The organism is Tropicibacter sp. S64 (assembly GCF_049803835.1).
Taxonomy (GTDB): Bacteria; Pseudomonadota; Alphaproteobacteria; order Rhodobacterales; family Rhodobacteraceae; genus Pacificoceanicola.
This window is the reverse complement of record NZ_JBNAGK010000002.1, coordinates 175,709-199,112: the sequence shown is the minus strand read 5'-3', so window position 1 is coordinate 199,112 and position 23,404 is coordinate 175,709. Positions and strand designations below refer to the sequence as shown.

The following is a 23,404-nucleotide window of genomic DNA, read 5'->3' as shown; positions in this document are numbered from 1 at the left end:
ACATCGCCCCGCCCGCCATCCCGTTGTCCCGGGCTTCGCCCGGGGTTTGAGTATTTGGAAAGAGAAGAAACGGGGGAACGCCGCGTGATTTCCAGGGTCCTGCTGGTGGATGACGATGCGGAGGTGCGCGAGGCGCTCGGGCAGACGCTCGAACTCGCGGAGTTCGAGGTGATCGCGGCGGGGTCCTTCGTGGAGGCGAAGGACCGGATTTCCCCTCGCTTTGGTGGGGTGATCCTGTCGGACATGCGGATGCCGGGGCGCGACGGGTTTCATCTTCTGCATTATGTCCAGGAGCAGGACCCGGATCTGCCGGTGATCCTGCTGACCGGCGAAGGCGATATCCCGATGGCCGTGCGGGCCATGGAAGAGGGGGCCTTCGGCTTTCTCGAAAAACCCTGCTCGGCGGCGGACCTGACGGCCATGGTGCGGCGGGCTCTGGCGGCCCGGGCGCAGGTTTTGGAGGACCGAGCCCTTCGGGCGGCGCGGGAGAAGGGCGATCCGGCGGCGCGGATGCTCTTCGGCGTGTCGCAGGCGGCGGAGGAGATGCGCGGACGGGTTCGGGCGGCGGCGCAGGCGGGCACCGACGTGCTGGTGCGGGGCGGGCCCGGCTCCGGAGTGTCCAAGGTGGCGGAGGTCATTCACCTGTCGAGTGCCCGCGCCAAGGCCCCTTTCGAGAAGCGGGCGGCCTCCGGGCTGACCCGGGAAGCGCTGGCGCGGGTCTGGGAGGCGAGCCAGGGCGGCACGCTGTTCCTGGACGAGATCGGTGCGGCCTCGGACGACGTGCAGCTGGCGCTGCTCGACGCGATGGAGCAAGGCGGGGCGGTGCTGATCGGCGGGACAACCGAGGATCTCGACGTGCGCGTCGCCGCGGGCAGCTTCAACGCCGACCTGTTCTACCGGCTGGAGGTTGCCCGCGTGCGCATCCCCACCGTGGACGAGCGGCCGGAAGACATCCCGGTGCTGTTCACCCATTATGTCGCGCAGGCCGCGGAGCAGGCCGGGGTGCCGGTGCCCGTGGTCTCACCCGACCATATGGCGGGCCTGATCGCGCAGCGCTGGCCGGGCAATGCCCGCTCGCTGATGTCCGCCGCCATGCGCTTCGTGCTGGGTATGCCGGAGGAACTTGCCAGATCCGCCGACCTAGGCCTCGCCGAACAGATGGCGCAGGTGGAGAAGATGCTGCTCGCCGCGTCCCTGGGACGTCACAACGGCAAGGCCTCGGACGCTGCGAAGGCGCTGAAACTGCCGCGCAAGACCTTCTATGACAAGCTCGCGAAATACGGGCTGAAGCCGGAGACGTTTCGCCGGGACGGATGACGGCGCGGGGGCCGGGTGCGGATCGCCCGTGGTGCCCGGGGATGCTGGCTGCGGCGAGGCGCGCTAAAGCGCCCCGCCTGGAACCTGAGCCACAAATACCCTGTCACACCTGCGGTGCTATCGGGACATTTGTGGCGCAGGATGATTGAGGTAAAAGGCGGGACGCTGTAGCGTCGCGGTCAGGACACTCCGACAAGGGCCTCGCATGTCACTGACGCTCTATTCGCACCCGCTCGCCTCCTATTGCCACAAGGTTCTGATCGCGCTGTACGAAGCCGGGACAGACTTCGATCCGGTGCTCGTGGACCTTGCCGATCCCGGTGACCATGCGCGGTTTCTCGATCTGTGGCCAGTGGGCAAGATGCCGGTGTTGCGGGACGATGCGCGGGATGCGGTCATTCCCGAGGCCACGATCATCGTCGAATACCTGGACCTTCATTACCCGGGTCCGCAGCCAATGCTGCCCGCCGATCCCGACCTGTGCCTTGAGGCGCGGCTGTGGGACCGGTTCTTCGACCTGCACGTCCAGGACCCGATGCAACGGATCGTCTTCGACCGTTTTCGCCCCGAGGATCAAAAGGACCGGATCGGTGTGGCCGAGGCGGAGCAGCGGTTGCAGGTGGCCTATGGGATGCTGGAGACCCGCCTGTCCGGGCGGCGCTGGTGCGTCGGGGATACCTTCGGCCTCGCCGATTGCGCGGCGGCCCCGGCGCTGTTCTTTGCCGGAATGATCGTGCCGTTCGGGGAGGACCGCACCGCGCTGGCCGATTACTTCGAACGGCTGCTGGCACGCCCGTCCTTCCGCCGTGTGCTGGCCGAGGCACAGCCGTATTTCGAGTATTTTCCGTTTTACGACAGAATGCCGGAGCGGTTCAGGACTCTGTCCGGGGACTGACGGCAAGCGGGCCGAACGGGCGGACCTCAAGCCCGCGCAGGAGCGCGGGGCGAGTCACGGGAGCGTGATTCGCATCTGTGCGGATTTCCGCACAAGTCGCGCTAACAGTCGTGCGGGATTTCGCACAGCGCCCGCGAGGCGGATCATGTGATGGCGGCGAAAACCGTTGTAACCATTTGATCTAAAAAAGGGATGAGGCGTCATGGGGCTTTCTGCAGCAGCAGTCTTGCGCTGATTCCCGCTCACGGGTCTTGTAGGGGCATTCGGCACCCGAGGAGGGGGGCCGTGCAGACAACACTCGTATCTGGGAGGATACCCATGAAGAAGTTTCTCATGTCCGCGGCCGCCGTCGCCGTGCTCGCAACCGGCGCCACCAGCGCGATGGCGAACTGCGACGAAGGCGAGATCGTCATGAAGCTGAGCCACGTGACGAACACGGACCGTCACCCCAAGGGCATCGCCGCATCCCTGCTGCAGCAGCGCATCAACGACGAGATGAACGGCAAGGCCTGCATGGAAGTCTACCCGAACTCCACGCTCTACGACGACGACAAGGTGCTGGAAGCCATGCTGAACGGCGACGTGCAGTTCGCCGCGCCCTCGCTGTCGAAGTTCGAGCAGTTCACCAAGGTCTTCCGCATCTTCGACCTGCCGTTCATGTTCAAGAACATCGAGGCCGTGGATGCCTTCCAGGCGTCGGAGACCGGCCAGGCGATGAAGGAGTCGATGGTGCGCCGCGGCCTGCTCGGCCTCGGGTTCTGGCACAACGGCATGAAGCAGATGTCGGCCAACAAGCCGCTGATCTCGCCGGAAGACGCCAAAGGCCTGAAGTTCCGCGTGCAGCCCTCCGAGGTGCTCAAGGCGCAGTTCGAGGCGCTCGGCGCGTCGCCGCAGGCCATGGCCTTCTCCGAAGTCTACGGCGCCCTGCAGACCGGCGTTGTCGACGGTCAGGAGAACACCTGGTCCAACGTCTACGGCCAGAAGTTCTTCGAGGTGCAGGACGGCACCACGGAGACCAATCACGGTGCGCTCGACTACATGCTCGTGACCTCGGTCGACTGGTGGGAGAGCCTGCCGGAGGACGTCCGCACCCAGCTGGCCACGATCATCGACGAGGTGACCAACGAGCGTAACGCCGCGGTGAACCAGGTCGACATGGAAGCCCGTCAGGCCGTGCTCGACGCCGGTGGCGTGATCCGCGAACTCGACGCGGCACAGCGTCAGGCCTGGGTCGACGCGATGATGCCGGTGTGGGAGCAGTTCGTGGCCGACGTCGGTCAGGAAAACATCGACGCCGCTCAGAAGATCAACGAGATGTACTGAGCCGTCCGGCCCGGCCCCCCGTCCTGAGCGGGGCCGGGCCATCCGCTGCGCCACAGGGCGCGGCACCACCCTTCCGGAACATGCGCACCAGAAAAACCCGGACAGACCGGGCCTGTCGTCGTATCATCCGGTCAAATGCGGGAGAGGGGACATGTCTACACACGATCACGAACGCTCGCCGTTCGGCCAATTCGTCGACGAACTGGAAGAGAGCATCATCGCGCTGATCCTGGGTCTGATGACCCTGATCACCTTCGTCAACGTCGTACTGCGGTACATCTTCAACACCGGCCTGATCTGGGGTTTCGAAGTCACCAACGTGCTGTTCGCCTGGCTGGTGCTCTTCGGCCTCGCCTACACCATCAAGAAGACCGCCAACCTCGGGGTGGACGCGGTGCTGAACGTGGTCTCGCCCGGCCTGCGCCGCACCTTCGGCCTGATCGCCGTCGCCGTGTGCATTGCCTATGCTGCCCTGCTGCTGAAGGGCGCCTGGGATTACTGGGCCAATTTCGCCAACCTGCCGCAAACGACAGGCCGTTGGTTCCCGACCGGCTTCGAAGAGATGAAACGCACCTCCTACCGCTCCTGGTACGAAATGGTGGACACGCCGATGCCGGACTGGCTGCGCTTCATCGAGCCGTGGATCAACGAGGGCGAGGCCTACGAGAAGATCCCGCGCTTCATCCCTTATGTGCTGCTGCCCTTCGGCGCGGCGATGATCCTGATCCGCTTCATTCAGGCCGCCGTCCGCATCTGGACCGGCGCCGAGGAGAGCCTGATCGTCAGCCATGAAGCCGAAGACGACGTCGCCGACGTCGCCCATATGAACAAGGAAGACTGAGACCATGGCCGTTGTCCTTCTCTTCGTGATGATCGTCGGCCTGATGCTGATCGGCGTGCCGATCGCCGTCGCGCTCGGGTTCTCCTCGATCATCTTCCTGCTCGTGCATTCGGACGCCTCGCTGGCCACCGTCGCGCAGAGCTTCTTCCAGGCGATGGCCGGGCACTATACGCTCCTCGCCATTCCCTTCTTCATCCTCGCCTCGTCGTTCATGTCGACGGGCGGCGTGGCGAAGCGGATCATCCGCTTCTCCGTGGCCTGCGTCGGGCACTTCCGCGGCGGCCTCGCCATCGCCGGTGTGTTTGCCTGCATGATCTTCGCCGCGCTTTCCGGGTCCTCCCCGGCAACGGTGGTCGCCATCGGTTCCATCGTCATCGCGGCGATGCGGCAGGTCGGCTACACCAAGGACTTCGCGGCGGGCGTCATCGCCAACGCGGGCACCCTCGGCATCCTCATTCCGCCCTCCATCGTGATGGTGGTCTATGCCTCCGCCACGGATGTGTCAGTCGGCCGGATGTTCCTCGCCGGGGTCATCCCGGGCCTGATGGCCGGCACCATGCTTATGATCACCATCTATGTCATGGCCCGGATCAAGAACATGCCGTCCGGCGAATGGCAGGGCTGGGGCGAGATCTGGCACAGCTTCGCGGACGCCTTCTGGGGCCTGATGCTCATCGTGATCATCATGGTCGGTATCTACGGCGTCCCGGGTATCACCCCGGCGATCTTCACCCCCACCGAAGCCGCCGCCGTCGCGTCGATCTATGCCTTCCTCGTCGCCACCTTCGTCTACCGCGACATGGGTCCACTCAACGTGGAACGCAACGGGCGCAAGATCACGCTGCTGGACAAGCCCGTGGCCCTGCTCACTGGCTTCTTCCACCGCGACACCCGCAAGACGCTGTTCGAGGCAGGCAAGCTGACGATCACGCTGATGTTCATCATCGCCAACGCGCTGATCCTCAAGCACGTCCTGACCGAAGAGCAGATCCCGCAGCAGATCGCCTCCGCCATGCTCGACGCGGGCTTCGGCCCGGTGATGTTCCTGATCATCGTCAACGTGATCCTGCTCATCGGCGGCCAGTTCATGGAGCCCTCGGGCCTTTTGGTGATCGTTGCCCCGCTGGTCTTCCCGATCGCACTGCAACTGGGTATCGACCCGATCCATCTGGGCATCATCATGGTGGTGAACATGGAAATCGGCATGATCACCCCGCCGGTCGGCCTGAACCTCTTCGTCACCTCCGGCGTGGCCGGGATGCCGATGATGCGGGTCGTGCGCGCGGCGCTGCCCTTCCTGGCCGTGCTCTTCGTCTTCCTGATCATGGTGACATACATCCCCAAGATCTCGACGGTGCTGCCGGACGCGGTGATGGGACCGCAGGTGCGCTGCGAAGGCACGATGCCCTCCGAGCCGCTGGAACGGGCCTATTGCGAGGCGATCCTGGGACCGCAGGCGGACGCGGCTCCGGCCTCCGAGTAAGCTTCGGACCAGACAAGACAAAAGGCGGCGCTCCATCGCGGGCGCCGCCTTTCTGGTTGATGTGGGAGGGGGTATTTGGACCAAGAAGAAACCCGGAAGGCGCTTCCCCTCGAAAAGGGGACACCCGGCCCCTGCTTCTTCCTGGCTCAAATACCCAAGCTGCGCGGCCTGCCTCAGGCGCTGGCGTTCAGGGCGTCGATGATCGGCACGAAATCCGCCGCCTTCAAGGATGCGCCCCCCACCAGTGCTCCGTCGACGTTCGAGACCGCGAAAATCTCCGCCGCGTTCGACGGCTTGACCGAGCCGCCGTAGAGCAGACGCACCGAGCGGCCCACGCCCTCGCCGAAGCGTTTCTCCAGTCTGGAACGGATGAAGTCGTGCACCTCGCCGATCTGGTCCATGGTCGGGACCTTGCCGGTGCCGATGGCCCAGATCGGCTCGTAGGCGACGACAAGCGAATGCCCCGTCGCCCCGTCCGGAATGGAGCCCGCGAGTTGGCCGCCGATGATGTCCAGCGTGTTCTGCGCCTCGCGCTGCGCCAGGCTTTCGCCGCAGCACAGCACCACCACGAGGCCCGCGTCCCAGGCCGCCTTGCATTTGGCGCGGACGTGTTCGTCATGTTCGTCATGGTCCATCCGGCGTTCGGAGTGGCCGAGGATCACATGGGTCGCGCCCGCGTCTTTCAACATCGCCGCCGAGATGTCGCCGGTGTGGGCGCCGGAGGCTTCCGCGTGGCAATCCTGCCCGCCGATCAGCACGCCCTTGCCGCAGGCCGCATCCACCAGCGTCGCGGGCGGGCAGATCAGAACCTCCGCGTCGCCTTTCGCGGCCTCCGCCATGGCGTCCAGTTCCGCCAGGGCGGCCTTCGTGCCGTTCATCTTCCAGTTGCCCGCAGCCAGTTTGCGTCTCATGCCTTCTCCCTTCGAAAGGTTTTGGGAGGTATCATCGCGGGGCAGGGCCCGGCGTCAAGGCCGCTTGCGCAGGGCGCGGCGAGATGACAAGCCTCGCGCGTTGCCTTACCGAGAAGAGACCGCCCCATGATTCCGAGACTCGATGCCGCGCAGATCATCGCCCGCGATCCCGAAACCCTCGCAGCCCTGCGTGCCGGGGCCGAGGAGATAGGCTTTCTCACGGTGCACAACACCGCGATTTCGCCCGCCCGCATGGGGTTTGTCCTTGCCGCCTATCGCGCCTTCTTTGCCCTGCCGATGGCGGAAAAGGCGGCGGTGGACATGGCGCGGACCGGCTCCAACCGGGGCTGGGGTGCGCCGGGGTCCGAGCAGGTCGACCCGACCGCCAACCCCGATTACAAGCAGGTCTTCGACTGCGGGTTCGCCGTGCCGGGCTCGCCATTGTCGGTTTATGCGGAGAACCTCTGGCCGGCGCAGCCCGAGGGCTTTCGGGAGGTGATCGAGGCCTATTACCGCGACGCGCTGACCGTCGCCATGGACCTCCTGCGCGGCATCGCGGAGGCCATCGGCGAGGACCCACGCTATTTCGACGACAAATTCGACACGCCGATGGCCTTGCTCCGGGGCAATTGTTATCCGCCGCGCCCCGATTGGGCCGGGGAGAAGGATTACGGCATCGCTGCCCATACGGATTACGGCTGTCTCACGCTTCTCGGCACCGATGGCGTGCCGGGGCTGGAGGTGCTGGGGCACTCGGGTGACTGGATTGCCGTGACCGCACAGCCCGGCGATTTCGTCATCAACTTCGGCGAAATGTTGGAGATGTGGACCAAAGGGCGCGTGAAGGCGACGTTGCACCGGGTGAAGGGAACAGCCGAGGAGCGCCTTTCCGTGCCGCTGTTCTTCAATCCGAACTGGGAGACCAACGTGGCTCCGATGGGGTCAGGGCAGGTGATCCGCGCCGGGGACCATCTCGAGAAGCGGTTCAACGAGACGTATGTGCATTTGAAGAAGGCTTGAGGATTGTCCTGACAGGATCTGTCAGCAGCGCCGTCTAGTCTCGGGGGACACCAACCCAAGGAGACGAAGCCATGTTGACCCTTTACTACGCCCCGCAAAGCCGCGCCACGCGCGTGCTGGCCCTGCTTCACGAACTCGGTGCCGCCGACAAGGTGGAAATCCGCCCCGTCACCCTGCGCCGCCATGACAACACCGGCGCCGCCGACCCGGCCAATCCGCACCCGGAGGGCAAGGTGCCGCTGCTGGTCCATGACGGGGTGGCGATCCGGGAGAGTGACGCGATCATGATTCATCTCTGCACGCTCTTTCCCGAAGCGGGTCTGATGCCGCAGCCGGGCACGCCCGAGCACGGCGCGTTCCTGTCGTGGATGGCGTGGTACGGCAACGTGATGGAGCCGGTGATCGTGGGGCAGGTGGCGGGGATCGAGCATCCCGCATACCACGCGACCTTCCGGGGCCTGAAAGAGATGCAGGCGCGGGTGACGGAGGCGCTGTCGCGCGGTCCGTGGCTGCTGGGCGCACGGATGAGCGCCGCCGACATCCTCGTCTGCTCGACCTTCCTCTGGATGCCGGACTCCGCACCGCGGGACGCCGCCGTTCAGGACTGGATCAAACGCTGCGCCGCGCTGCCGGGGCAGGTCAAGGCTCTGGCCTTTGAGGCAACGCTGCAGGCCGCTGCCTGAGGCGTCACAGGTGGCGCAGGGCCTCGCGGGCCAGCGCCACCGCTTCCTCCGGATCGTCCAGCGCCTCGCCCGGCAGGGACCAGTAGGGCATCGCCGCGCCTTTGCCGCTTTCCCGGGTATAGCGCCAGCGCTCGCAGCCCATCGCCTCCAGCCGGTCGATGAATGCCCCCGCGCCCTTGATCAGGATCACCCCGTCCGAGCGCATCAGCGCAAAGACCGTGCCATCGTGATAGAGCGCCGCGCCGCCGAACATGCGCCGCGTCGAGAGCCCGCCAAGCCCGCTGAACAGGTCCTTGAAGTATTCGACGTCCTCGGGCGAGAGGCTCACGCCTTGCCCTGGGCCTGTCGCTCCGCGGCCAGCGTCTCGACGTCCTTGAACTTGATCGACTCGCCGCAACCGCAGGCGTCCTCGACGTTCGGATTGCGGAACTTGAAGCCCGACTCGAGCAGCGAGGTCTCGTAGTCGATCTCTGTGCCGAACAGGAACATCTGCGCCGTGGGCGCGATCATCACCCGGGCGCCGTCCTTTTCCACCACCTCGTCATGCGGCTCGGCGGCATCGACGTAATCCATGGTGTATTCCATGCCCGCGCAGCCGCCCTTCTTCAGGCCGATGCGCAGGCCATGACGGCCCTGCCGCTGCATGAGCGTGCGGATCTGCTTGATGGCGGTGTCGGTCATGGTGACCGGGGATTGGCCGGGCAAAGCGAACATGGGAAACCTCTCTTGTCCTGTCCCTAACTTAAGGCTCCGCGGAGGCAATCTCAAGATGCCACGCGGATGCATCAATTCAGGGCAGGGGCAGCGTGATCAGTGCACGTGTGGCGTGGCTCATCGCCAGCGCCCAGCTGAAGGACGCCAGCGTGCCGATGATGACGTATTCTCCGGCCTTCTGTCCCTGCGACGCGGTGTCGAAGCGCAGGATTGACTTGGCGGCGATCAGGAACCCGATGCCCGCCGTTTCGCCGATCATCACAAGCACGAAAATCAGGAACCGCTCCAGCTGGCCGATCAGGCGGCCCGCGTCAGGCAGGCTTTCGTCGGTCATCTCCCTTCGATAGCGGGCGGTCAGCAGACCAACGGCAAAGCCTCCGGCCGTGATCGTCAGGACCAGTCCGGACAGGAACAGCGCCGGTGTCGTCAGCACGCTGGCTTGGTCCGCCCACCATCCGGCGGCAATCGCGCCGGGCCACAGTAGCGCGGCGGCCATCAGGGTGACGACGTGCGCGACCTGATCCCCCAGAAAGAGCGTCAACCCGTCCTGGCGCCCCGCCCGGCGCCAGAGTACCTTGACCATGTCGATCAGCAAATGGGCGGCGGCGACCAGCATGGCCACCTGCCAGACCCCGCCAAGCGCCAGCGCCGACAGGGCGAAAACGATGGACCCATGCAGGGCCATGACGAGCACATGGCCCTTGTTTTCGACCATTCCCCGCGTCTGCAACAGGAAATCGGCCAGCACATGCGCGAGGAGAAGCGCCGCAAAGACCTGAAGCACAGGTGCCGTGAGCAGCAGGGCAAGTCCCGGCATCAGGATGTCGAGGTCAGGCGAGGTCATTCGCACGCTCCCAAATCTCCGCGATCTGGCTTTCAAACGCGTAAACCGCTTCGAGAATTGCGTGCGACCCGGCTTTGGACAGCCGGATTTGCACCGCCTGTCGGCTGACGCCGAACTGTCTGGCGATCTCTTCCTGTGTCGGGGTCTGGTTGCGCAGCGCCTCGTAGAGCGCTTCGGCCTGCGCGGCGGTCCAGTTTTGGGATTGCCAGTCGAGCAGACCTGCTATGGCCAGCATCGACAGGCCGATTGGCCAAGGGAAGGCCAGTTTTTGCTGCCGGTCCATGCCGTCCAGCACGTCTCCCGCGTCGGTAAAGGCCGCGCCGTGGGCAGCACCGAGATCACGCGACGGCGGCACGCGCGCTTTCCCGAGGCCAACGCCGATACGGGTGGACAGGGACAGGTCCGGCTCCTTGGTCAGGGCCGCAATCAGACGCAGGGCCGTGCGCAGGGCCATTTCGCCTTGGGGGAGAAAGACCTGCCAGCCGTCGCCGCGGTGGCGGTCGAAGACAAAGGCCTCCGACGGCATGCGCCAGTCTTCGGGAAACCCGGCGACGGCTTCGCGCAGGATCTGCATAGCGCGGTCAACCGCCGCGCTGTCCTGCTTGCGCGACGACACAAGATCGCCAGTCAGCACAGCCGCAAAATTGCAATCCAGCCAATCATCCATATGCAAGCTATAAGGCTTGCATTGTCCAAAAGCAAGCCAATGAGCTTGCTTTCTCCTCACGCAAGCCTCTGAGCTTGCATTCGCGGCCTGCAAACTCCAACGCTTGCAGCGCGTTACATGAAGCCGAGTTCCAGCCGCGCCTCGTCGGACATCATGTCCATGCCCCAGGCCGGCTCCCAGGTCAGTTCGACCTCGACGTTGCTGACGCCATCGAGCGGGCCGACCGCATCGGCGACCCAGCCCGGCATCTCGCCCGCCACAGGACAGCCGGGTGCGGTCAGGGTCATGATCACCTTGACCTCGTTGGCCGGGTTGATGTCGACCGTGTAGACCAGCCCCAGGTCATAGATGTTCACGGGAATCTCCGGGTCATAGACCGTGCGGCAGGCCTCGACCACCGCGTCGTACAGCGGATGATCCGTGCTCGACGGCGCAATCAACGGTGTGCCTTCGATCTGCGGGCTCACTTCGGTCATGTCGGTCCTCTTCGCGTATACCTGAGCGTTCATATAGGGAATGTGACGCGCTGGGTAAAGGGGCGAGGCCGGTTCACCTTTGTGCAGCGGGCTGCTGCCGAGGCCCGCGCACCGTGGCGCCCTCCCCGTCGGGGAGGGTTGGGGTGGGGGCGCGACGCGCTGCAACATCGCCGGAGCGCACGGACGTCCAGGCGCTCTCCATCCCCCAGGCCGGGTTGTCGCGCCCGCCGAGAGGACGCCCATCCAGGTCATGGATGACGTGATAATTCCGCCCGTTGGCGGTGCCGAACAGGCTGTCGTCGAAGGGGTAGATCCGTCTGCGCACCCGGCCGCAGCCGGGATAGATTTCCCAGAGCTTCAACCCGATCACGCCGCCGCAGGCGTCCAGCAGGTAGCCCGCTAGGACGCCGGAATGCGTCGTGAAATTGCCGGTGATGCCGAGGCCCTCGCCGCCGTCCCAACGATCCGACGGTTGTCCGCGCCGGCCCAGGAAGGTCGCCACCGGCGTGCCCGGCGGCAGCACCCGGTCACAGGCCCGCGCGCCGCGCCGCCAGTTGCCCACCGTGCGCATCGCATTCACCGCCACCTTCGGCAGCACCACGCATTCGTCGCAGCGCCAGAAGCGATGATGCGCGTTCAGCCAGTCTTCCAGGGCGGGGTCGTAGCCCGTGCTCGGCCCCGCCCCGGCGGCCACGGCCGGTCGCGGCCCGATGTGCCCGCCGCTGTCCATCTCAGCCTTCGCTCCCCCTGCCGATCCTGCCCTGCCGCAGCGTTGCGGTGAGCCGCTCCAGCTTGCCCAGGTAGTGCTCCAGCGGCGAGACCTGCCGTCCCAGAAGGTCCGGGTTCGCGGCCAGGTACGCCGGCCCGTCGAAATAGGCCGACGGGTTGCGCCCCTCGGTCCAGCCCGACCGCAGGTAATGCGTCAGCGGGTCCTGACCCGACCGCGCCACGTCCGCATAGGTCTGCCGATACCATGCCGGGTCGAACAGCCCGGACGCGCGGATGCGCTCGTGCAGCGCCGCCTCCGATTCGGACAGCGGCGCGGTCTGGTCCGGCACCGGGACCGGGGCAGGCGCCGACTGCGGCGCAAGCCGCGCCAGCTCCGCCGTCAGCCGCGCGTTCTCCCGCCGCATGGTCTCCATCTCGGTGCGATGGGTCTCACCCGCCAGCCAAAGCGCATCGGCCTCCTTCGTCATCCACGCCAGATACCCGGCGTAGTCGCTCGGACCGCCGGCCGGGCGCGGTTCCCGGATCGCCTCGCCATAAAGCGCCTCGAACTGGTCGATGCCGCGCTCCAGCGTGTTGCCCCGCCGCACCTGTGCCGTCACCTCCGCGATGTCCGCCGCGTCCCAAGCCGCGAGCTGCCGCGCCATCCATTCCGTGTCGAAGCGGTCGGCCCCGGTGAAATAGCGCGGGCTGTAGTTCGACGCGGCCCAGCTCTCCAGCGTCGCCGCGGTGATCCGCTGCCCGGCCAGTTGCGGTACGATCGGGATCACCGCGCAGCCGCTCGCCATCGCCTCCAGCGCCGAGCGCCCGACCGCGAAGGCGATGTCGTAGTCGGGCAGGAAATACTCCGGCCTCGGGCGCGGATTGCCATAGGCATAACCCACCTTGTCCAGCGTCAGCCCGTTCTGGGTGCATGCCTTTTCCAGCATCGCCAGCTCATGCGCGTAAAACCCCGATTGCCCGAAAAGCACCGCCCGGGTCGGCCGCGCCGCGACGCTGCGGACATGCGAATACCGCAGCGTGTCGACGAAATTGGGCACCACGCGCACCCGGTCGGCGCCGACCCCGAACTCCGCCGTCACCCGGGGCGCCATGCGTGCGGAGGTCACCACGTACCGGATGATCCGCGGATGCCGCGGCACCTGCTCGACCCAGGGCCGGGTGCCATGCCAGACGTGGATCGCCGGTGCCTTGTCGAAATGCGCCAGCGCCGCCATCAGCGGCAGATGGTGGTGCCCGTGGATCACCTCCGGCATGAACGGCAGGCTCTCCAGCCGGTCCTTGACCGGTATGCCGCTCGGGGTGATCAGATTGGCGATCTTGCCGGGCAGGGGGCAGTATACCGCCACCTCGTGACCGCGTGCTTTCAGCGCCCGCGCGATTTCCGCCGTGTACATTTCGGTGCCGCTGAAACTCTGCAGCGCCCGCTGGGTCATCAGTATCTTGCGCGGCGCCTCGCCAAGGCGCCTCAATCCCGGACCCGAAATCTGCCGATCCTCCTGCTTCAATGGCAGGAGTCGTACGGTCCGGCCCGCCGACCGTCAAGCGACGGCCCCGAGGTGACCCTGGGTCAATCAGGGGCGCCCGGTCAGTCGTGCTCCGCGATGCGGCGGCGAACCGGGGTCGGGCGCACCTTCGCCTCGATGTGCTCATAGAGCATCCCGGCGATGTTCTTCCGCGTGGCGGTCTCGATTCCCTCCAGCCCGGGAGAGGAGTTCACCTCCAGCACCTTCGGCCCGCTCTCCGCCCGCAACAGGTCCACCCCCGCGAGGTTCAGCCGGAACGCCTTCGCCGCGCGCACCGCCGTGTCGCGCTCCTCCTTGGTGATCTTCACCACCTTGGCCGAGCCGCCCCGGTGCAGGTTGGAGCGGAAATCGCCCTCCGCCCCGGTGCGCTTCATCGAGGCCACCACCTTGCCGCCGACCACCAGGCAGCGGATGTCCTCGCCCGCCGCCTCCTTGACGAAATCCTGCACGAGGAAATTCGCCTTCAGCCCGCGAAAGGCGTCGATCACCGATTCCGCCGCCTTCTTCGTCTCCGCCAGAACCACGCCCTTGCCCTGCGTCGATTCCAGCAGCTTGACGATCATCGGCGCGGTGCCCACCAGCCGCATCAGCGACTGCGTGTCCTTGGGCGAGGCGGCGAAAGCGGTGTTCGGCATCCCGATCTTGTGCCGCGCCATCAATTGATGTGCGAACAGCTTGTCCCGCGAGGAGGAAATCCCGTCCGAGCCGTTGACGCAGAAGGTCCCGATGGTCTCGAACTGCCGCACCACCGCCGTGCCGTAATTGGTGATCGACGCGCCGATGCGCGGGATCACCGCGTCATATCGGGGCAGGCGTTTGCCGTCGTAATGCACCTCCGGCGACAGCGCATTGATCGCCATGTAGCAGCGCGAGGTGTCGATCACCTCCACCACGTGTCCGCGTGCCTCGCCTTCCTCCACCAGCCGCCGGGTCGAGTAATTGTCCTCCCGGCTCAGCACCGCAATGCGCAGCGCCCGGTTCGGCGCGGCGGAGCGCACGCGGGCGGTGTTGTAGACGTCATAGCTCAGGCGCGGCTGCTGAAAGCGGTCGGTGGCGACGATGGTGATGTGATCCTTCAGCGCCTCCCGCCCGAGCAGCATCCGCGAGGCCATGCTGGAGCGGTCCGTCAGCGTCAGCTCGATCCGCCAACTCGAGTCGCCCACGCGCAGGGTGGAAGCGATGACAAAGCGGTTCTCGCTCTCGCCGTTGCTGCTCGTCACCATCCGCCGGTCCACCACGCGGGCAGAGCAGGGAATCACCAGGTCCTCGCGCCCCGGCACCGGGTGAATGGTGAAGCGGACCTTGGGCGCCGAAATCGACCCGAAGGTCTCGATGTCGAAGGCATGCAGCGCCGAGGTCCGTGCCCCCGTGTCCACCTTCGCGCGCAGCGCGGGCAGGCCGAGATCGGGCAGGGCGACCCATTCTTCCCAGCCGAATCGCAGCAGGTTGGGGTCGGTCTGGTCTGTCTCGGTCATGTCGGCTCCGGCGCTCCTTGGTCGGGAGGCCACGACATAGCCCGTTCGTGTAACGATCTCAACAACGCACGCGCTGCACCGCAGAGACGCACGCCAGCCCGGCCATGCGCCTCTGATCTGTTCATTTTCAAACCAATCCTGTCCATCTATCGCGCTTTGTTTGTTTTTGCGCTGCGCTATCTTCAAGGCATCGTTATCCAAGGAGCAAGATCATGAGCTGGAACCCCGCGCTGGACCCGCATTGCCCGACCGGAGACGATGTCGACAGCATCGACACCGTCATCATCCCCCGCGCCCGCGATCTCGGCGGATTCGAGGTGCGCCGCGCCTTGCCCGCGCCGAAGCGGCAGATGGTCGGGCCGTTCATTTTCTTCGACCAGATGGGCCCGGCGGAGTTCCTGCCGACCCGGGGTCTTGACGTGCGTCCACACCCGCATATCGGCCTCGCGACGATCTCCTACCTCTACACCGGGCGCATGCACCACCGCGACAGCCTCGGTACCGACCAGTGGATCGAGCCGGGCGCGGTGAACTGGATGATCGCAGGGCAGGGGATCACCCACTCCGAACGGACGGACGACGCGACGCAATCCGCGCCGATGCCGTTCTTCGGCATCCAAACCTGGGTGGCGCTGCCCAAGGACCATGAGGACCGCGCCGCGGATTTCCAGCACGCCGCCGCTGACGCGTTGCCGGTGCTGGACGGCGAAGGCAAGACGGTGCGGCTGATTCTCGGCAACGCCTTTGGCGCCCGCGCCCCGGTCGAGACACCGTCCGAGATGTTCTATGCCGATGCGGTTCTGGAGGCGGGGGCACAGATCCCGCTGCCGGACAATCACGAGGATCGCGGCGTCTACGTGGTCAGCGGCTCCGTCACGGTGGCGGGCACGTCCTACGAGGCCGGGCAGATGATGGTCTTCCGCCCCGGCGATCGCGTGTCTCTGAAGGCCGGTGCGCAGGGCGCGCGGCTGATGCTGCTGGGTGGCGAGACGCTGGAGGGGCCGCGCTACATCTGGTGGAACTTCGTCGCCTCCTCGAAGGAACGGATCGAGGAGGCGAAGGAGGCGTGGCGCCGGGCGGATTGGGCCGACGGCCGGTTCCACCTGCCACCGGGCGACGACGCCGAATTCATCCCTTTGCCGGAGTGAGTCAGCTGGTGGCGCGTTTGAATCGCCGGGTCTGCCAGAGCGGCCAGCCCATCAGCTGGCTGACGGTGGCAAAGCGCAAGCCGCGCCCCGCCAGCCCGTCCAGCGTCTGCGGCATGGCCTTGACCGTGCCGCTCTGGATGTCGTGGCTGAGGATGATCGCGCCGGGGCGCGAGCCCTGCAGGATGCGGCTGGCCACCACGGAGGAGCCGGGGCGGCGCCAGTCCTGCGGATCGACGGACCAAAGGATCGTCGGCAGGTTTCGCGCCTCGTAGAGCATCAGGCGTTGCCGGCGCGAGAATGAGCCATAGGGCGGGCGGAAGGTCACTGGCGGGCGGCCCGTTACCTTGAAGATGGCGTCGGAGGTGCGGTCGATCTCGTCCAGCACGCCGTTGTCCGAAAATTTCGCGAGATTCGGATGGGTCCAGCTGTGATTCCCGATCTCGTGTCCCTCGGCGGCGATGCGGCGGACGATGTCGGGCCATTGCACCACGCGGTTGCCGATCAGGTAGAAGGTCGCACGCAGGCCGCGGGCGCGCAGCATGTCGAGCAGCACCGGCGTCAGCCGCGGGTGCGGGCCGTCGTCGAAGGTCATCGACACCACGGGCGACGGCGTGCGCACCGCCATGATCGTGGCGGCGTCCCTTTGGGCGATGTCGTTGGGCAGCGCGATCACCGGCGCGGCGAAGGCGTCTTGCGGCACCGCGCTGCACAGCGCAGCGGCACCGGCGGACAGAAATGTCCGGCGAGACAGGTCAATCATGGTGGGTCTACCCCCCTTTGGCAGACGGAAAAATAGCAGACCTGCAAAGAAGGCCGGGCAGGGGTTTGATAAGCAAGGATATTTCCGGAAACGCAGTGTTGCCGGATTAAAGGCGTGTCCGCCGCGCCACGCATTCGCCGGGAGGCGGCAAAAATTCGTGGATATTTCCGTCCGAAACCGCTTGACGGGTCCCGACCCCGCACATAAAAGGCCCCACACGCCGAGGCACACTGCTTCGGAGGCAGTGAGCGGTTGTAGCTCAGTTGGTTAGAGTACCGGCCTGTCACGCCGGGGGTCGCGGGTTCGAGCCCCGTCAACCGCGCCACCACTGCCCCGAACCGGACGCCCTCGCGGAAAAGCGCGGTTGTAGCTCAGTTGGTTAGAGTACCGGCCTGTCACGCCGGGGGTCGCGGGTTCGAGCCCCGTCAACCGCGCCACTTTCCTCCAAAAATCAGGGTGTTGGCGTGCGAAGTTCACGCATCACGGCGCGGTCGCGTGAATTTCATAAAAACTGCAGTGTTTTCGGGAACGTTTCGTTCAGATTCGGGTTAGACTGTCATACAGCGGTGAGGAAAACCTGACTGTCTTGACGGCATCGCATCGGATAAACCGTTCCGCATAACGAAAAACGCCCCACCGACCGGAGAGTCAGGGGGCGCAGAAAATCGGGACGATTGTCGTGATGTCGTTCAGGGTCCGGGGATCACGCTCCCCAGGTGCGAACCGGGCCGCAATCCATGTGGACGAAGTTGGACTTGGAATAGCGTCCGACGCCGCCACCGTTGCAGGCCATGGCCGCCTTGGCCATCTGGTTGACCGAGCGCGAGGCCAGCGTCATGTCAGCCGCCTGGCCGCGCAAATGACGCGAATTCTTCGCCACGCCGGAAGAGCGGGACCGGAGCATCGCGTTCGTCTTCGGGCTTCGGTAGCCGGAGATGAGTTGATATGGTTCGTGCACATCCATCAGGTTGTGCGCCGCAGCAAGGATGTCGAGCGTGCGCGTATCGATGCTCTTGACGTCATCCGTGCGCCAGTCGCGCATGAAATAGTTCACTTCCTTGATCGCGTCGGCAATGTACTGCCCCTCGATCCAGTAGATCATGTCGATACGTTCGCCGGTCCGGCCGGAGAACATGCGCAGGCGGCGAATGTCGCCGGCACCGCGCAACAAGCCTGCCGCGTTGGAGTAGGTGGGGGCCGCTACGACGGCCGTGGCGGCAAATGCGCCAAGAAGGCCACGCCGCGAAATGCTGCTGGAAGTCATGTCTGCCATTTGAAAGCGCCTGTCCCGTGGTCGCTGGTTGCTACTGTATGATGCGCATCGTTGTGCGCCCTGCCATCTATCCCCAGATGTCGAGTCTGGTATGCCACGAATCAAGTTAAGGAAAAAGGGCGTTTTGAAAGGTTTTGGAGGGATCAAGAGGGAACTGGCAAGTTCCTGCTCAAAGCCTTTCGCACTGTGGCAAGAACGCGCCGTGTGTTGCGGCGTTAAACGAAATGACAAGAAGTTTGTGCCTTGGCGCAAATGTGAGTAGACAGCCTCAGGCCTCTGATTACACAATGAAATCATGAGTGCGCGGACAGGAGCAAGGATTATTTGATGAAACGTTTTTCGACCACCCTCGTACGGACCTCGCTGGCCGCCTTGCTCGCCGCGGGTGTGGTCCTCGCCTCCGCGCCGGGGGTCTCCGCCGAGGCCGGGTTCTCCTTCCAGGTCACCGCTTTCAAGCAGGCCGTGGCCGAACGTCTGGACGCGGACGAGGACGTCGCCGCCTTCTACCGGATGCGCAGCTTCGAGCCGATCTGGACCGGCCCGTCGGACGAGGATCGCGCCCGCCGCGCCGCGCTGTTCGACGCGCTCTCCATGGCCGGGGATCACGGCCTGCCCGAGCGCCGCTACGACGCCAGTGCGCTCATGGCGCAAATGGCCGCCGCGAAGACCGGCCGCGAACGCGGCGAGGTCGAGATGGCGCTGACGGCGCTGTATCTGAAATTCGCCCATGACATCCAGTCTGGCGCCATCGACGGCACGACCGTCGATCCCGGCATCAAACGCAAGCCGCCGCGGCATCCGTCGGGCGAGCTTCTGTCGCGCCTGATCACCGAAGACCCCGTGGCGGTGATGCGCAGTCTCGCGCCGACCACCGCCGAGTACACCCGCCTGATGCGTGCCAAGCTGCAGCTCGAGCACCGCATGGCACATGGCGGCTGGGGGCCGGTTGTGCCGACCCAGGGCCTGCGCCCCGGGGATGGCGGGCCCAACGTCGTGGCGCTGCGTAACCGGCTGATCGCCATGGGCTACCTCAAGTCCTCGCTCAGCGGCACCTACGACCAGGACATGGAAGCCGCGGTGCGGGTCTTCCAGGAGGATCACGGCATCGAGCCCGACGGCGTCGTCGGCCCGACCACCATGCGCGAGATCAATACCGGACCGGAGGAACGGCTCAAGTCCATCATCGTGGCGATGGAGCGCGAGCGCTGGCTGAATCGTCCCGAGGGCCGGGGCAAGCGGCATGTGCTGGTCAACCTCGTGGACTTCCACGCCCAGATCATCGACGACGACAAGCTGACCTTCGAGACGCGCTCGGTGATCGGCCATCAGGCCCTGGACCGCCGGACCCCGGAATTCTCCGACACGATGGATCACATGGTGATCAACCCGTCGTGGTTCGTGCCGCGCTCGATCATCGTGAAGGAATACCTGCCGCTGCTGCGCAACAACCCGGGCGCCGTGGGTCATTTGCAGATCGTCGACAGCCGGGGGCAGGTGGTGGGCCGGGGCCGCAGCTTTGCCGGGTACTCGGGCAACAGCTTCCCCTTCTCCATGCGTCAGCCGCCGGGGCCGGGCAACGCGCTTGGCTCGGTGAAGTTCATGTTCCCGAACAAGTACAACATCTACCTGCACGACACGCCGTCGCAGCACCTGTTCTCGCAGAGCGTCCGGACGTTCAGCCATGGCTGCATCCGTCTCGACGATCCGCACGACTTTGCCTATGCGCTGCTGGCGCGGCAGACGGACGACCCGGAAGGGTACTTCCAGCGCATCCTGCGCAGCGGCGCGGAGACCCGGGTGAACCTCGAGCAGCCGATCCCCGTGCACCTGATCTACCGCACCGCCTTCACGCAGGCGAAAGGGCAGGTGAACTATCGTGGCGACGTCTACAACCGCGACCAGCTCATCTGGCAGGCCTTGGCCAACGCGGGCGTTGTGCTGCGCACCGGGCGGAGTTGAGGCCGACGCCTTGTAAAAAACGGTAACAACGGCACCCCGCGCAGGACGCGGGGTGTTTTCTTTCGGGGGGCAAACGTCTGTCAAAGTCGCCGGTCCGGAAATCCCGGACGACTCCGGGCCCGGCGCAACGCCGTCCTGAGACAACGCGGGCGGTTCCGGTCCCGGTCAACTTGCTCTAAACCTCGGCCCAAGAGCAGATGCGGAGAGCCGAAGATGACATCTTATACAGTGTCCCAGATCGCCGAGGCCCTCGGGCTCGACCTGCACGGCGACGGCTCGGTGCGGGTGTCCGGCGTGGCCGAGCCTGCCAGCGCCGCGGCGGATCAGCTGGCGCTGGCGATGAAACCGGAGTTTGCCGAAGGGATCGCGCAGGGCCAGGCGCAGGCCGCGATGCTCTGGACCGGAGCGGACTGGCAGGGCTACGGGCTGAAGGCCGCGCTCACCGCGCCGCGTCCGCGCTATGCCATGTCCGGCCTCAGCGCGATGATGGATCCGGGGCAAGGGCACGCAACCGGCATCCACCCAAGCGCCCTCATCGACGAGACCGCAATCCTCGGTGAGTGCGTCAGCGTCGGCCCGTTTTGCGTGATCGCCGCCGGGGTGCGCATCGGCGCGGGCACGCAGATCGGCCCGCAATGCCACATCGGGTGGAACAGCAAGATCGGCGCGGGGAGCCTTCTGCACACCGGGGTCCGCATCGGCGCGCGGGTGTCCATCGGCGATCGGTTCATCGCCCACCCCGGTGCCTGCGTCGGTGCGGACGGCTTTTCCTTCGTCACGCCGGAGCCTTCGGGCGTCGAGAAGGCCCGCGCCAGCCTTGGCGAGGAGGGCACCTCCACCGTCCAGCCTTGGGCGCGTATCCATTCCCTCGGCGGTGTGGACATCGGCGACGACGTGGAACTTGGCGCCAATTCCTGCATCGACCGCGGCACCGTCCGCGCAACGCGCATCGGCAACGGGGTGAAATTCGACAACCTCGTGCAGGTCGGCCACAACGTGGTCATCGGCGATCATACCATGGTCTGCGCCCAGGTCGGAATCGCCGGCTCCTCGGTGATCGGCACCGGCGTGGTCCTTGGCGGCATGTCCGGGGTGTCCGACAACCTCACCGTGGGCGACCGCGCCATCCTGGGCGGCGCTTCCGTGGTGCTCTCGAACGTGCCCGCGGGCCGCGTCGTGCTCGGCTACCCGGCGATGAAGATGGACGCGCATATCGAAAGCTACAAAGGCCTGCGCCGCCTGCCGCGCCTGTTCCGTGATGTCGCGGACCTCAAGAAAGCGGTTTCCAAGCTGACCGGGAATGACTAAATCACCGGCAGGGTGAGAACACGGGGTGTGAGACCATGACCGAGACCATGACCGTTCAGGACAGGGTGATCGACATCATCGCCGAACAGGCGCTGCTGGACCCGTCCGATGTGACACCGCAGAGCACGCCGGAGAGCCTCGGCATCGACAGCCTCGGCCTCGTCGAGTCGATCTTCGCCATCGAGGAAGCCTTCGACATCTCGATCCCCTTCAACGCCAACGATCCGGCGGAGAGCGACTTCGACATCTCCTCCGTGGCGACGATCGTCGCGGGCATCGAGAAACTGATCGCCGAGAAGGCCGTGTGAGACGGGTCGTCATCACCGGCGCCGGGACCATCAATGCGCTCGGCGAAGGCGTCCCGACCGTGCTCGAAGCCCTGCGGGAGGGCCGCTGCGGCATCTCCGATCTGGAGTTCCGCGACGTGGAGCGCCTCGCCATCCGCATCGGCGGGCAGATCAAGGACTATGACCCCGACACGCATTTCAACCGCCAGCAACTGGCGCTTTATGACCGTTTCACGCAGTTCACGCTGCTCGCCGCGCGGGAAGCCGTCGCGGAATCGGGGCTCGACTTCACCGGCGAACTCGCGGACCGCTCGGGCGTCGTACTGGGCAATTCCGGCGGCGGGCTGCTGACCCAGGACGAGAACTACCGGGCGGTCTACGAAGAGGGCAAGAACCGCGTGCACCCCTTCGTCGTTCCGAAGCTGATGAACAACGCCGCCGCCTCGCATGTGTCGATGGAATTCAACCTGCGCGGGCCGAGCTTTACCGTCGCCACCGCCTGCGCCTCGTCGAACCACGCCATGGGGCAGGCGTTCCAGATGATCCGTACCGGGCTGTGTACGGCGATGATCACCGGCGGTTCCGAATCCATGCTCTGCTTTGGCGGCGTGAAGGCCTGGGAAGGTCTGCGCGTCATGTCGAAGGACGCCTGCCGCCCGTTCTCCGCCACCCGCAACGGCATGGTGCAGGGCGAAGGCGCGGGAGTGTTTGTCTTCGAGGAGTATGAGCACGCGCGGGCCCGCGGCGCGACGATCCTCTGCGAGGTGCTCGGCTTTGCCATGACCTCCGACGCCGCCGATATCGTCATGCCTTCGAAACAGGGCGCGGCCCGTGCCATCGCCGGGGCGCTGGCGGATGCGAAGGTCGCGAAGGAGCGCGTCGGCTACATCAACGCCCACGGAACCGGGACCGCGGCCAATGACAAGACCGAATGCGCCGCTGTTGCGGATGTCTTCGGCCAGCATGCCAATGACCTTATGATCTCCTCGACCAAGTCGATGCACGGCCACCTGATCGGCGGCACCGGGGCGGTGGAACTGCTCGCCTGCATCATGGCGCTGCGCGACGGGGTGATCGCCCCGACGATCAACTACGAGGAACCGGACCCGGAATGCGCGCTGGACGTGGTGCCGAACGAGGCGCGGGAGGCGCAGGTCGACGTGGTCCTGTCCAATGCCTTCGCCTTTGGCGGGTTGAACGCGGTCCTGGCCTTGGGTCGCGCGTGACGGAAACGCAGTCCCGGGCCTGATCCGGGACCTCTTGGCTGTTCCTTACAGCGTCCCGCCTTTTACCTGAATCATCCTGCGCCACAAATGTCCCGATAGCACCGCAGGTGCGACAGGGTATTTGTGGCTCAGGTTTAAGGCGGGACGCTTTAAGGGTTTGCGCCGCGCTTGCGCGCGTCGCCCGGCGGGGCCGCGCACCTGCGGTGCGCGGCCCCTGAAAAATCGCTTCAGGCTCTGAAATTGCCGTGAAACTTGCAGTCTATGGTCCGCCCGGCGTGCCCGGCCGCATTGTCGCGGGCAATTGAAGTGCGGATTTTGCATTGCAGCCAGTGCCGCTGGGCCTACCCAGGCAGGCGCAGCCCATATCACTTCCCTGAAATGAAGACGCTCGGCATGGGGGACCTCCTGCAGCCCCCTCACATCTCGAATAACAAATATGTACGAAACTCGGACAGTTTTGTACCAAACCCGCGAATCACCCTGGAGTTGGCCAATTTCCGAAGGGGGGTAATCTGTACGAAACTCGGACCTTTTTGTACCGA

23 protein-coding genes and 2 tRNA genes are annotated in these 23,404 nt (G+C 65.7%); 14 read left to right on the top strand and 11 right to left on the bottom strand.

The features are described from left to right. Positions 1-84 precede the first annotated feature (84 nt). The 5 genes from ACP159_RS04135 to ACP159_RS04115 all read left to right on the top strand — a co-directional run bounded on the left by ACP159_RS04135 (position 85) and on the right by ACP159_RS04115 (position 5,859). Positions 85-1,317: a sigma-54-dependent transcriptional regulator gene (locus ACP159_RS04135; protein ID WP_425098371.1), complete on the top strand. Its 1,233-nt coding sequence runs from the start codon at positions 85-87 to the stop codon at positions 1,315-1,317. A gap of 205 nt (positions 1,318-1,522) precedes the next feature. Continuing rightward, on the top strand, positions 1,523-2,212 hold the full coding sequence (locus ACP159_RS04130) for a glutathione S-transferase family protein (RefSeq protein WP_425098370.1): 690 nt from the start codon (positions 1,523-1,525) through the stop codon (positions 2,210-2,212). Positions 2,213-2,530: 318 nt separating this feature from the next. After that, positions 2,531-3,535 (top strand): DctP family TRAP transporter solute-binding subunit, encoded by a 1,005-nt coding sequence (locus tag ACP159_RS04125; RefSeq protein WP_425098369.1) that lies wholly within the window; start codon positions 2,531-2,533, stop codon positions 3,533-3,535. 151 nt (positions 3,536-3,686) lie between these two features. Then, a complete protein-coding gene (locus ACP159_RS04120; RefSeq protein ID WP_425098368.1) occupies positions 3,687-4,376 on the top strand; it encodes a TRAP transporter small permease in 690 nt (229 codons plus the stop codon). 4 nt (positions 4,377-4,380) lie between these two features. Next, the gene (locus ACP159_RS04115) at positions 4,381-5,859 is read left to right on the top strand and encodes a TRAP transporter large permease (RefSeq protein ID WP_425098367.1); all 1,479 of its coding nucleotides are present in this window, start codon (positions 4,381-4,383) and stop codon (positions 5,857-5,859) included. Positions 5,860-6,032: 173 nt separating this feature from the next. On the opposite strand, the gene tpiA is transcribed toward ACP159_RS04115, so the two are convergent. Next, complete coding sequence (tpiA, locus tag ACP159_RS04110; protein WP_425098366.1) at positions 6,033-6,770, bottom strand: triose-phosphate isomerase; 738 nt, start codon at positions 6,768-6,770, stop codon at positions 6,033-6,035. Between the two features lie 126 nt (positions 6,771-6,896). On the opposite strand from tpiA, the gene ACP159_RS04105 reads away from it, so the two are divergent. Both ACP159_RS04105 and ACP159_RS04100 read left to right on the top strand, forming a co-directional pair. Further along, positions 6,897-7,790, top strand: coding sequence for an isopenicillin N synthase family dioxygenase (locus tag ACP159_RS04105; protein ID WP_425098365.1), 894 nt, complete (start codon positions 6,897-6,899; stop codon positions 7,788-7,790). A gap of 71 nt (positions 7,791-7,861) precedes the next feature. Further along, positions 7,862-8,473, top strand: coding sequence for a glutathione S-transferase family protein (locus ACP159_RS04100; RefSeq protein WP_425098364.1), 612 nt, complete (start codon positions 7,862-7,864; stop codon positions 8,471-8,473). A gap of 4 nt (positions 8,474-8,477) precedes the next feature. Here ACP159_RS04100 and ACP159_RS04095 read toward each other — a convergent pair whose 3' ends face one another. The 8 genes from ACP159_RS04095 to rimK all read right to left on the bottom strand — a co-directional run bounded on the left by ACP159_RS04095 (position 8,478) and on the right by rimK (position 14,901). Next, on the bottom strand, positions 8,478-8,801 hold the full coding sequence (locus ACP159_RS04095; RefSeq protein WP_425098363.1) for a TfoX/Sxy family protein: 324 nt from the start codon (positions 8,799-8,801) through the stop codon (positions 8,478-8,480). Continuing rightward, positions 8,798-9,187, bottom strand: a complete 390-nt coding sequence (locus tag ACP159_RS04090) for a HesB/IscA family protein (RefSeq protein ID WP_425098362.1) — start codon at positions 9,185-9,187, stop codon at positions 8,798-8,800. The genes ACP159_RS04095 and ACP159_RS04090 overlap by 4 nt, the downstream gene beginning before the upstream one ends. 76 nt (positions 9,188-9,263) lie before the next feature. Next, positions 9,264-10,031 carry a DUF3307 domain-containing protein gene (locus ACP159_RS04085; RefSeq protein ID WP_425098361.1) on the bottom strand — a complete coding sequence of 256 codons (768 nt, stop codon included), beginning with the start codon at positions 10,029-10,031 and terminating at the stop codon, positions 9,264-9,266. Then, complete coding sequence (locus ACP159_RS04080) at positions 10,018-10,698, bottom strand: hypothetical protein (protein WP_425098360.1); 681 nt, start codon at positions 10,696-10,698, stop codon at positions 10,018-10,020. Before ACP159_RS04080 ends, ACP159_RS04085 begins: the two co-directional genes overlap by 14 nt. A 113-nt stretch (positions 10,699-10,811) precedes the next feature. Then, positions 10,812-11,174, bottom strand: a complete 363-nt coding sequence (locus tag ACP159_RS04075; protein ID WP_425098359.1) for an SUF system Fe-S cluster assembly protein — start codon at positions 11,172-11,174, stop codon at positions 10,812-10,814. 73 nt (positions 11,175-11,247) lie between these two features. After that, the gene (locus ACP159_RS04070) at positions 11,248-11,904 is read right to left on the bottom strand and encodes a hypothetical protein (protein WP_425098358.1); all 657 of its coding nucleotides are present in this window, start codon (positions 11,902-11,904) and stop codon (positions 11,248-11,250) included. A gap of 1 nt (position 11,905) precedes the next feature. Beyond that, positions 11,906-13,336: a glycosyltransferase gene (locus ACP159_RS04065; protein ID WP_425098357.1), complete on the bottom strand. Its 1,431-nt coding sequence runs from the start codon at positions 13,334-13,336 to the stop codon at positions 11,906-11,908. Between the two features lie 152 nt (positions 13,337-13,488). Then, positions 13,489-14,901 carry a 30S ribosomal protein S6--L-glutamate ligase gene (gene rimK / locus ACP159_RS04060; protein WP_425098356.1) on the bottom strand — a complete coding sequence of 471 codons (1,413 nt, stop codon included), beginning with the start codon at positions 14,899-14,901 and terminating at the stop codon, positions 13,489-13,491. A 212-nt stretch (positions 14,902-15,113) separates the two neighbouring features. Between rimK and ACP159_RS04055 the strand changes: the two genes are divergently transcribed. Continuing rightward, positions 15,114-16,049: a pirin family protein gene (locus ACP159_RS04055; protein ID WP_425098355.1), complete on the top strand. Its 936-nt coding sequence runs from the start codon at positions 15,114-15,116 to the stop codon at positions 16,047-16,049. Position 16,050: 1 nt separating this feature from the next. On the opposite strand, the gene ACP159_RS04050 is transcribed toward ACP159_RS04055, so the two are convergent. Continuing rightward, positions 16,051-16,809 (bottom strand): polysaccharide deacetylase family protein, encoded by a 759-nt coding sequence (locus ACP159_RS04050; protein ID WP_425098354.1) that lies wholly within the window; start codon positions 16,807-16,809, stop codon positions 16,051-16,053. A gap of 248 nt (positions 16,810-17,057) precedes the next feature. Between ACP159_RS04050 and ACP159_RS04045 the strand changes: the two genes are divergently transcribed. Beyond that, positions 17,058-17,134 (top strand) — tRNA-Asp (locus tag ACP159_RS04045). A 35-nt stretch (positions 17,135-17,169) separates the two neighbouring features. After that, a tRNA-Asp gene (locus tag ACP159_RS04040) sits at positions 17,170-17,246 on the top strand. A 266-nt stretch (positions 17,247-17,512) separates the two neighbouring features. On the opposite strand, the gene ACP159_RS04035 is transcribed toward ACP159_RS04040, so the two are convergent. Further along, positions 17,513-18,082 carry a YcbK family protein gene (locus ACP159_RS04035; RefSeq protein ID WP_425098353.1) on the bottom strand — a complete coding sequence of 190 codons (570 nt, stop codon included), beginning with the start codon at positions 18,080-18,082 and terminating at the stop codon, positions 17,513-17,515. Between the two features lie 327 nt (positions 18,083-18,409). Between ACP159_RS04035 and ACP159_RS04030 the strand changes: the two genes are divergently transcribed. The 4 genes from ACP159_RS04030 to ACP159_RS04015 all read left to right on the top strand — a co-directional run bounded on the left by ACP159_RS04030 (position 18,410) and on the right by ACP159_RS04015 (position 22,862). Continuing rightward, entirely contained in the window at positions 18,410-20,041 is a 1,632-nt protein-coding gene (locus ACP159_RS04030) for a L,D-transpeptidase family protein (RefSeq protein ID WP_425098352.1), read from the top strand. A gap of 213 nt (positions 20,042-20,254) precedes the next feature. Beyond that, on the top strand, positions 20,255-21,349 hold the full coding sequence (gene lpxD / locus ACP159_RS04025; RefSeq protein ID WP_425098351.1) for a UDP-3-O-(3-hydroxymyristoyl)glucosamine N-acyltransferase: 1,095 nt from the start codon (positions 20,255-20,257) through the stop codon (positions 21,347-21,349). Positions 21,350-21,396: 47 nt separating this feature from the next. After that, positions 21,397-21,657, top strand: a complete 261-nt coding sequence (locus tag ACP159_RS04020; RefSeq protein ID WP_425098677.1) for an acyl carrier protein — start codon at positions 21,397-21,399, stop codon at positions 21,655-21,657. Next, positions 21,654-22,862 carry a beta-ketoacyl-[acyl-carrier-protein] synthase family protein gene (locus ACP159_RS04015; RefSeq protein WP_425098350.1) on the top strand — a complete coding sequence of 403 codons (1,209 nt, stop codon included), beginning with the start codon at positions 21,654-21,656 and terminating at the stop codon, positions 22,860-22,862. The genes ACP159_RS04020 and ACP159_RS04015 overlap by 4 nt, the downstream gene beginning before the upstream one ends. The last annotated feature ends 542 nt before the right edge of the window (positions 22,863-23,404 follow it).

What these genes read in the sequence shown, in the direction of transcription:
- ACP159_RS04130 (WP_425098370.1), top strand. Translation starts at nt 1,523, where the DNA reads ATGTCACTGACGCTCTATTCGCACCCGCTCGCCTCCTATTGCCACAAG.
- ACP159_RS04125 (WP_425098369.1), top strand. Translation starts at nt 2,531, where the DNA reads ATGAAGAAGTTTCTCATGTCCGCGGCCGCCGTCGCCGTGCTCGCAACC.
- ACP159_RS04120 (WP_425098368.1), top strand. Translation starts at nt 3,687, where the DNA reads ATGTCTACACACGATCACGAACGCTCGCCGTTCGGCCAATTCGTCGAC.
- ACP159_RS04115 (WP_425098367.1), top strand. Translation starts at nt 4,381, where the DNA reads ATGGCCGTTGTCCTTCTCTTCGTGATGATCGTCGGCCTGATGCTGATC.
- tpiA (WP_425098366.1), bottom strand. Translation starts at nt 6,770, where the DNA reads ATGAGACGCAAACTGGCTGCGGGCAACTGGAAGATGAACGGCACGAAG.
- ACP159_RS04105 (WP_425098365.1), top strand. Translation starts at nt 6,897, where the DNA reads ATGATTCCGAGACTCGATGCCGCGCAGATCATCGCCCGCGATCCCGAA.
- ACP159_RS04100 (WP_425098364.1), top strand. Translation starts at nt 7,862, where the DNA reads ATGTTGACCCTTTACTACGCCCCGCAAAGCCGCGCCACGCGCGTGCTG.
- ACP159_RS04090 (WP_425098362.1), bottom strand. Translation starts at nt 9,187, where the DNA reads ATGTTCGCTTTGCCCGGCCAATCCCCGGTCACCATGACCGACACCGCC.
- ACP159_RS04085 (WP_425098361.1), bottom strand. Translation starts at nt 10,031, where the DNA reads ATGACCTCGCCTGACCTCGACATCCTGATGCCGGGACTTGCCCTGCTG.
- ACP159_RS04080 (WP_425098360.1), bottom strand. Translation starts at nt 10,698, where the DNA reads ATGGATGATTGGCTGGATTGCAATTTTGCGGCTGTGCTGACTGGCGAT.
- ACP159_RS04075 (WP_425098359.1), bottom strand. Translation starts at nt 11,174, where the DNA reads ATGACCGAAGTGAGCCCGCAGATCGAAGGCACACCGTTGATTGCGCCG.
- ACP159_RS04070 (WP_425098358.1), bottom strand. Translation starts at nt 11,904, where the DNA reads ATGGACAGCGGCGGGCACATCGGGCCGCGACCGGCCGTGGCCGCCGGG.
- ACP159_RS04065 (WP_425098357.1), bottom strand. Translation starts at nt 13,336, where the DNA reads ATGACCCAGCGGGCGCTGCAGAGTTTCAGCGGCACCGAAATGTACACG.
- rimK (WP_425098356.1), bottom strand. Translation starts at nt 14,901, where the DNA reads ATGACCGAGACAGACCAGACCGACCCCAACCTGCTGCGATTCGGCTGG.
- ACP159_RS04055 (WP_425098355.1), top strand. Translation starts at nt 15,114, where the DNA reads ATGAGCTGGAACCCCGCGCTGGACCCGCATTGCCCGACCGGAGACGAT.
- ACP159_RS04050 (WP_425098354.1), bottom strand. Translation starts at nt 16,809, where the DNA reads ATGATTGACCTGTCTCGCCGGACATTTCTGTCCGCCGGTGCCGCTGCG.
- ACP159_RS04035 (WP_425098353.1), bottom strand. Translation starts at nt 18,082, where the DNA reads ATGGCAGACATGACTTCCAGCAGCATTTCGCGGCGTGGCCTTCTTGGC.
- ACP159_RS04030 (WP_425098352.1), top strand. Translation starts at nt 18,410, where the DNA reads ATGAAACGTTTTTCGACCACCCTCGTACGGACCTCGCTGGCCGCCTTG.
- lpxD (WP_425098351.1), top strand. Translation starts at nt 20,255, where the DNA reads ATGACATCTTATACAGTGTCCCAGATCGCCGAGGCCCTCGGGCTCGAC.
- ACP159_RS04020 (WP_425098677.1), top strand. Translation starts at nt 21,397, where the DNA reads ATGACCGTTCAGGACAGGGTGATCGACATCATCGCCGAACAGGCGCTG.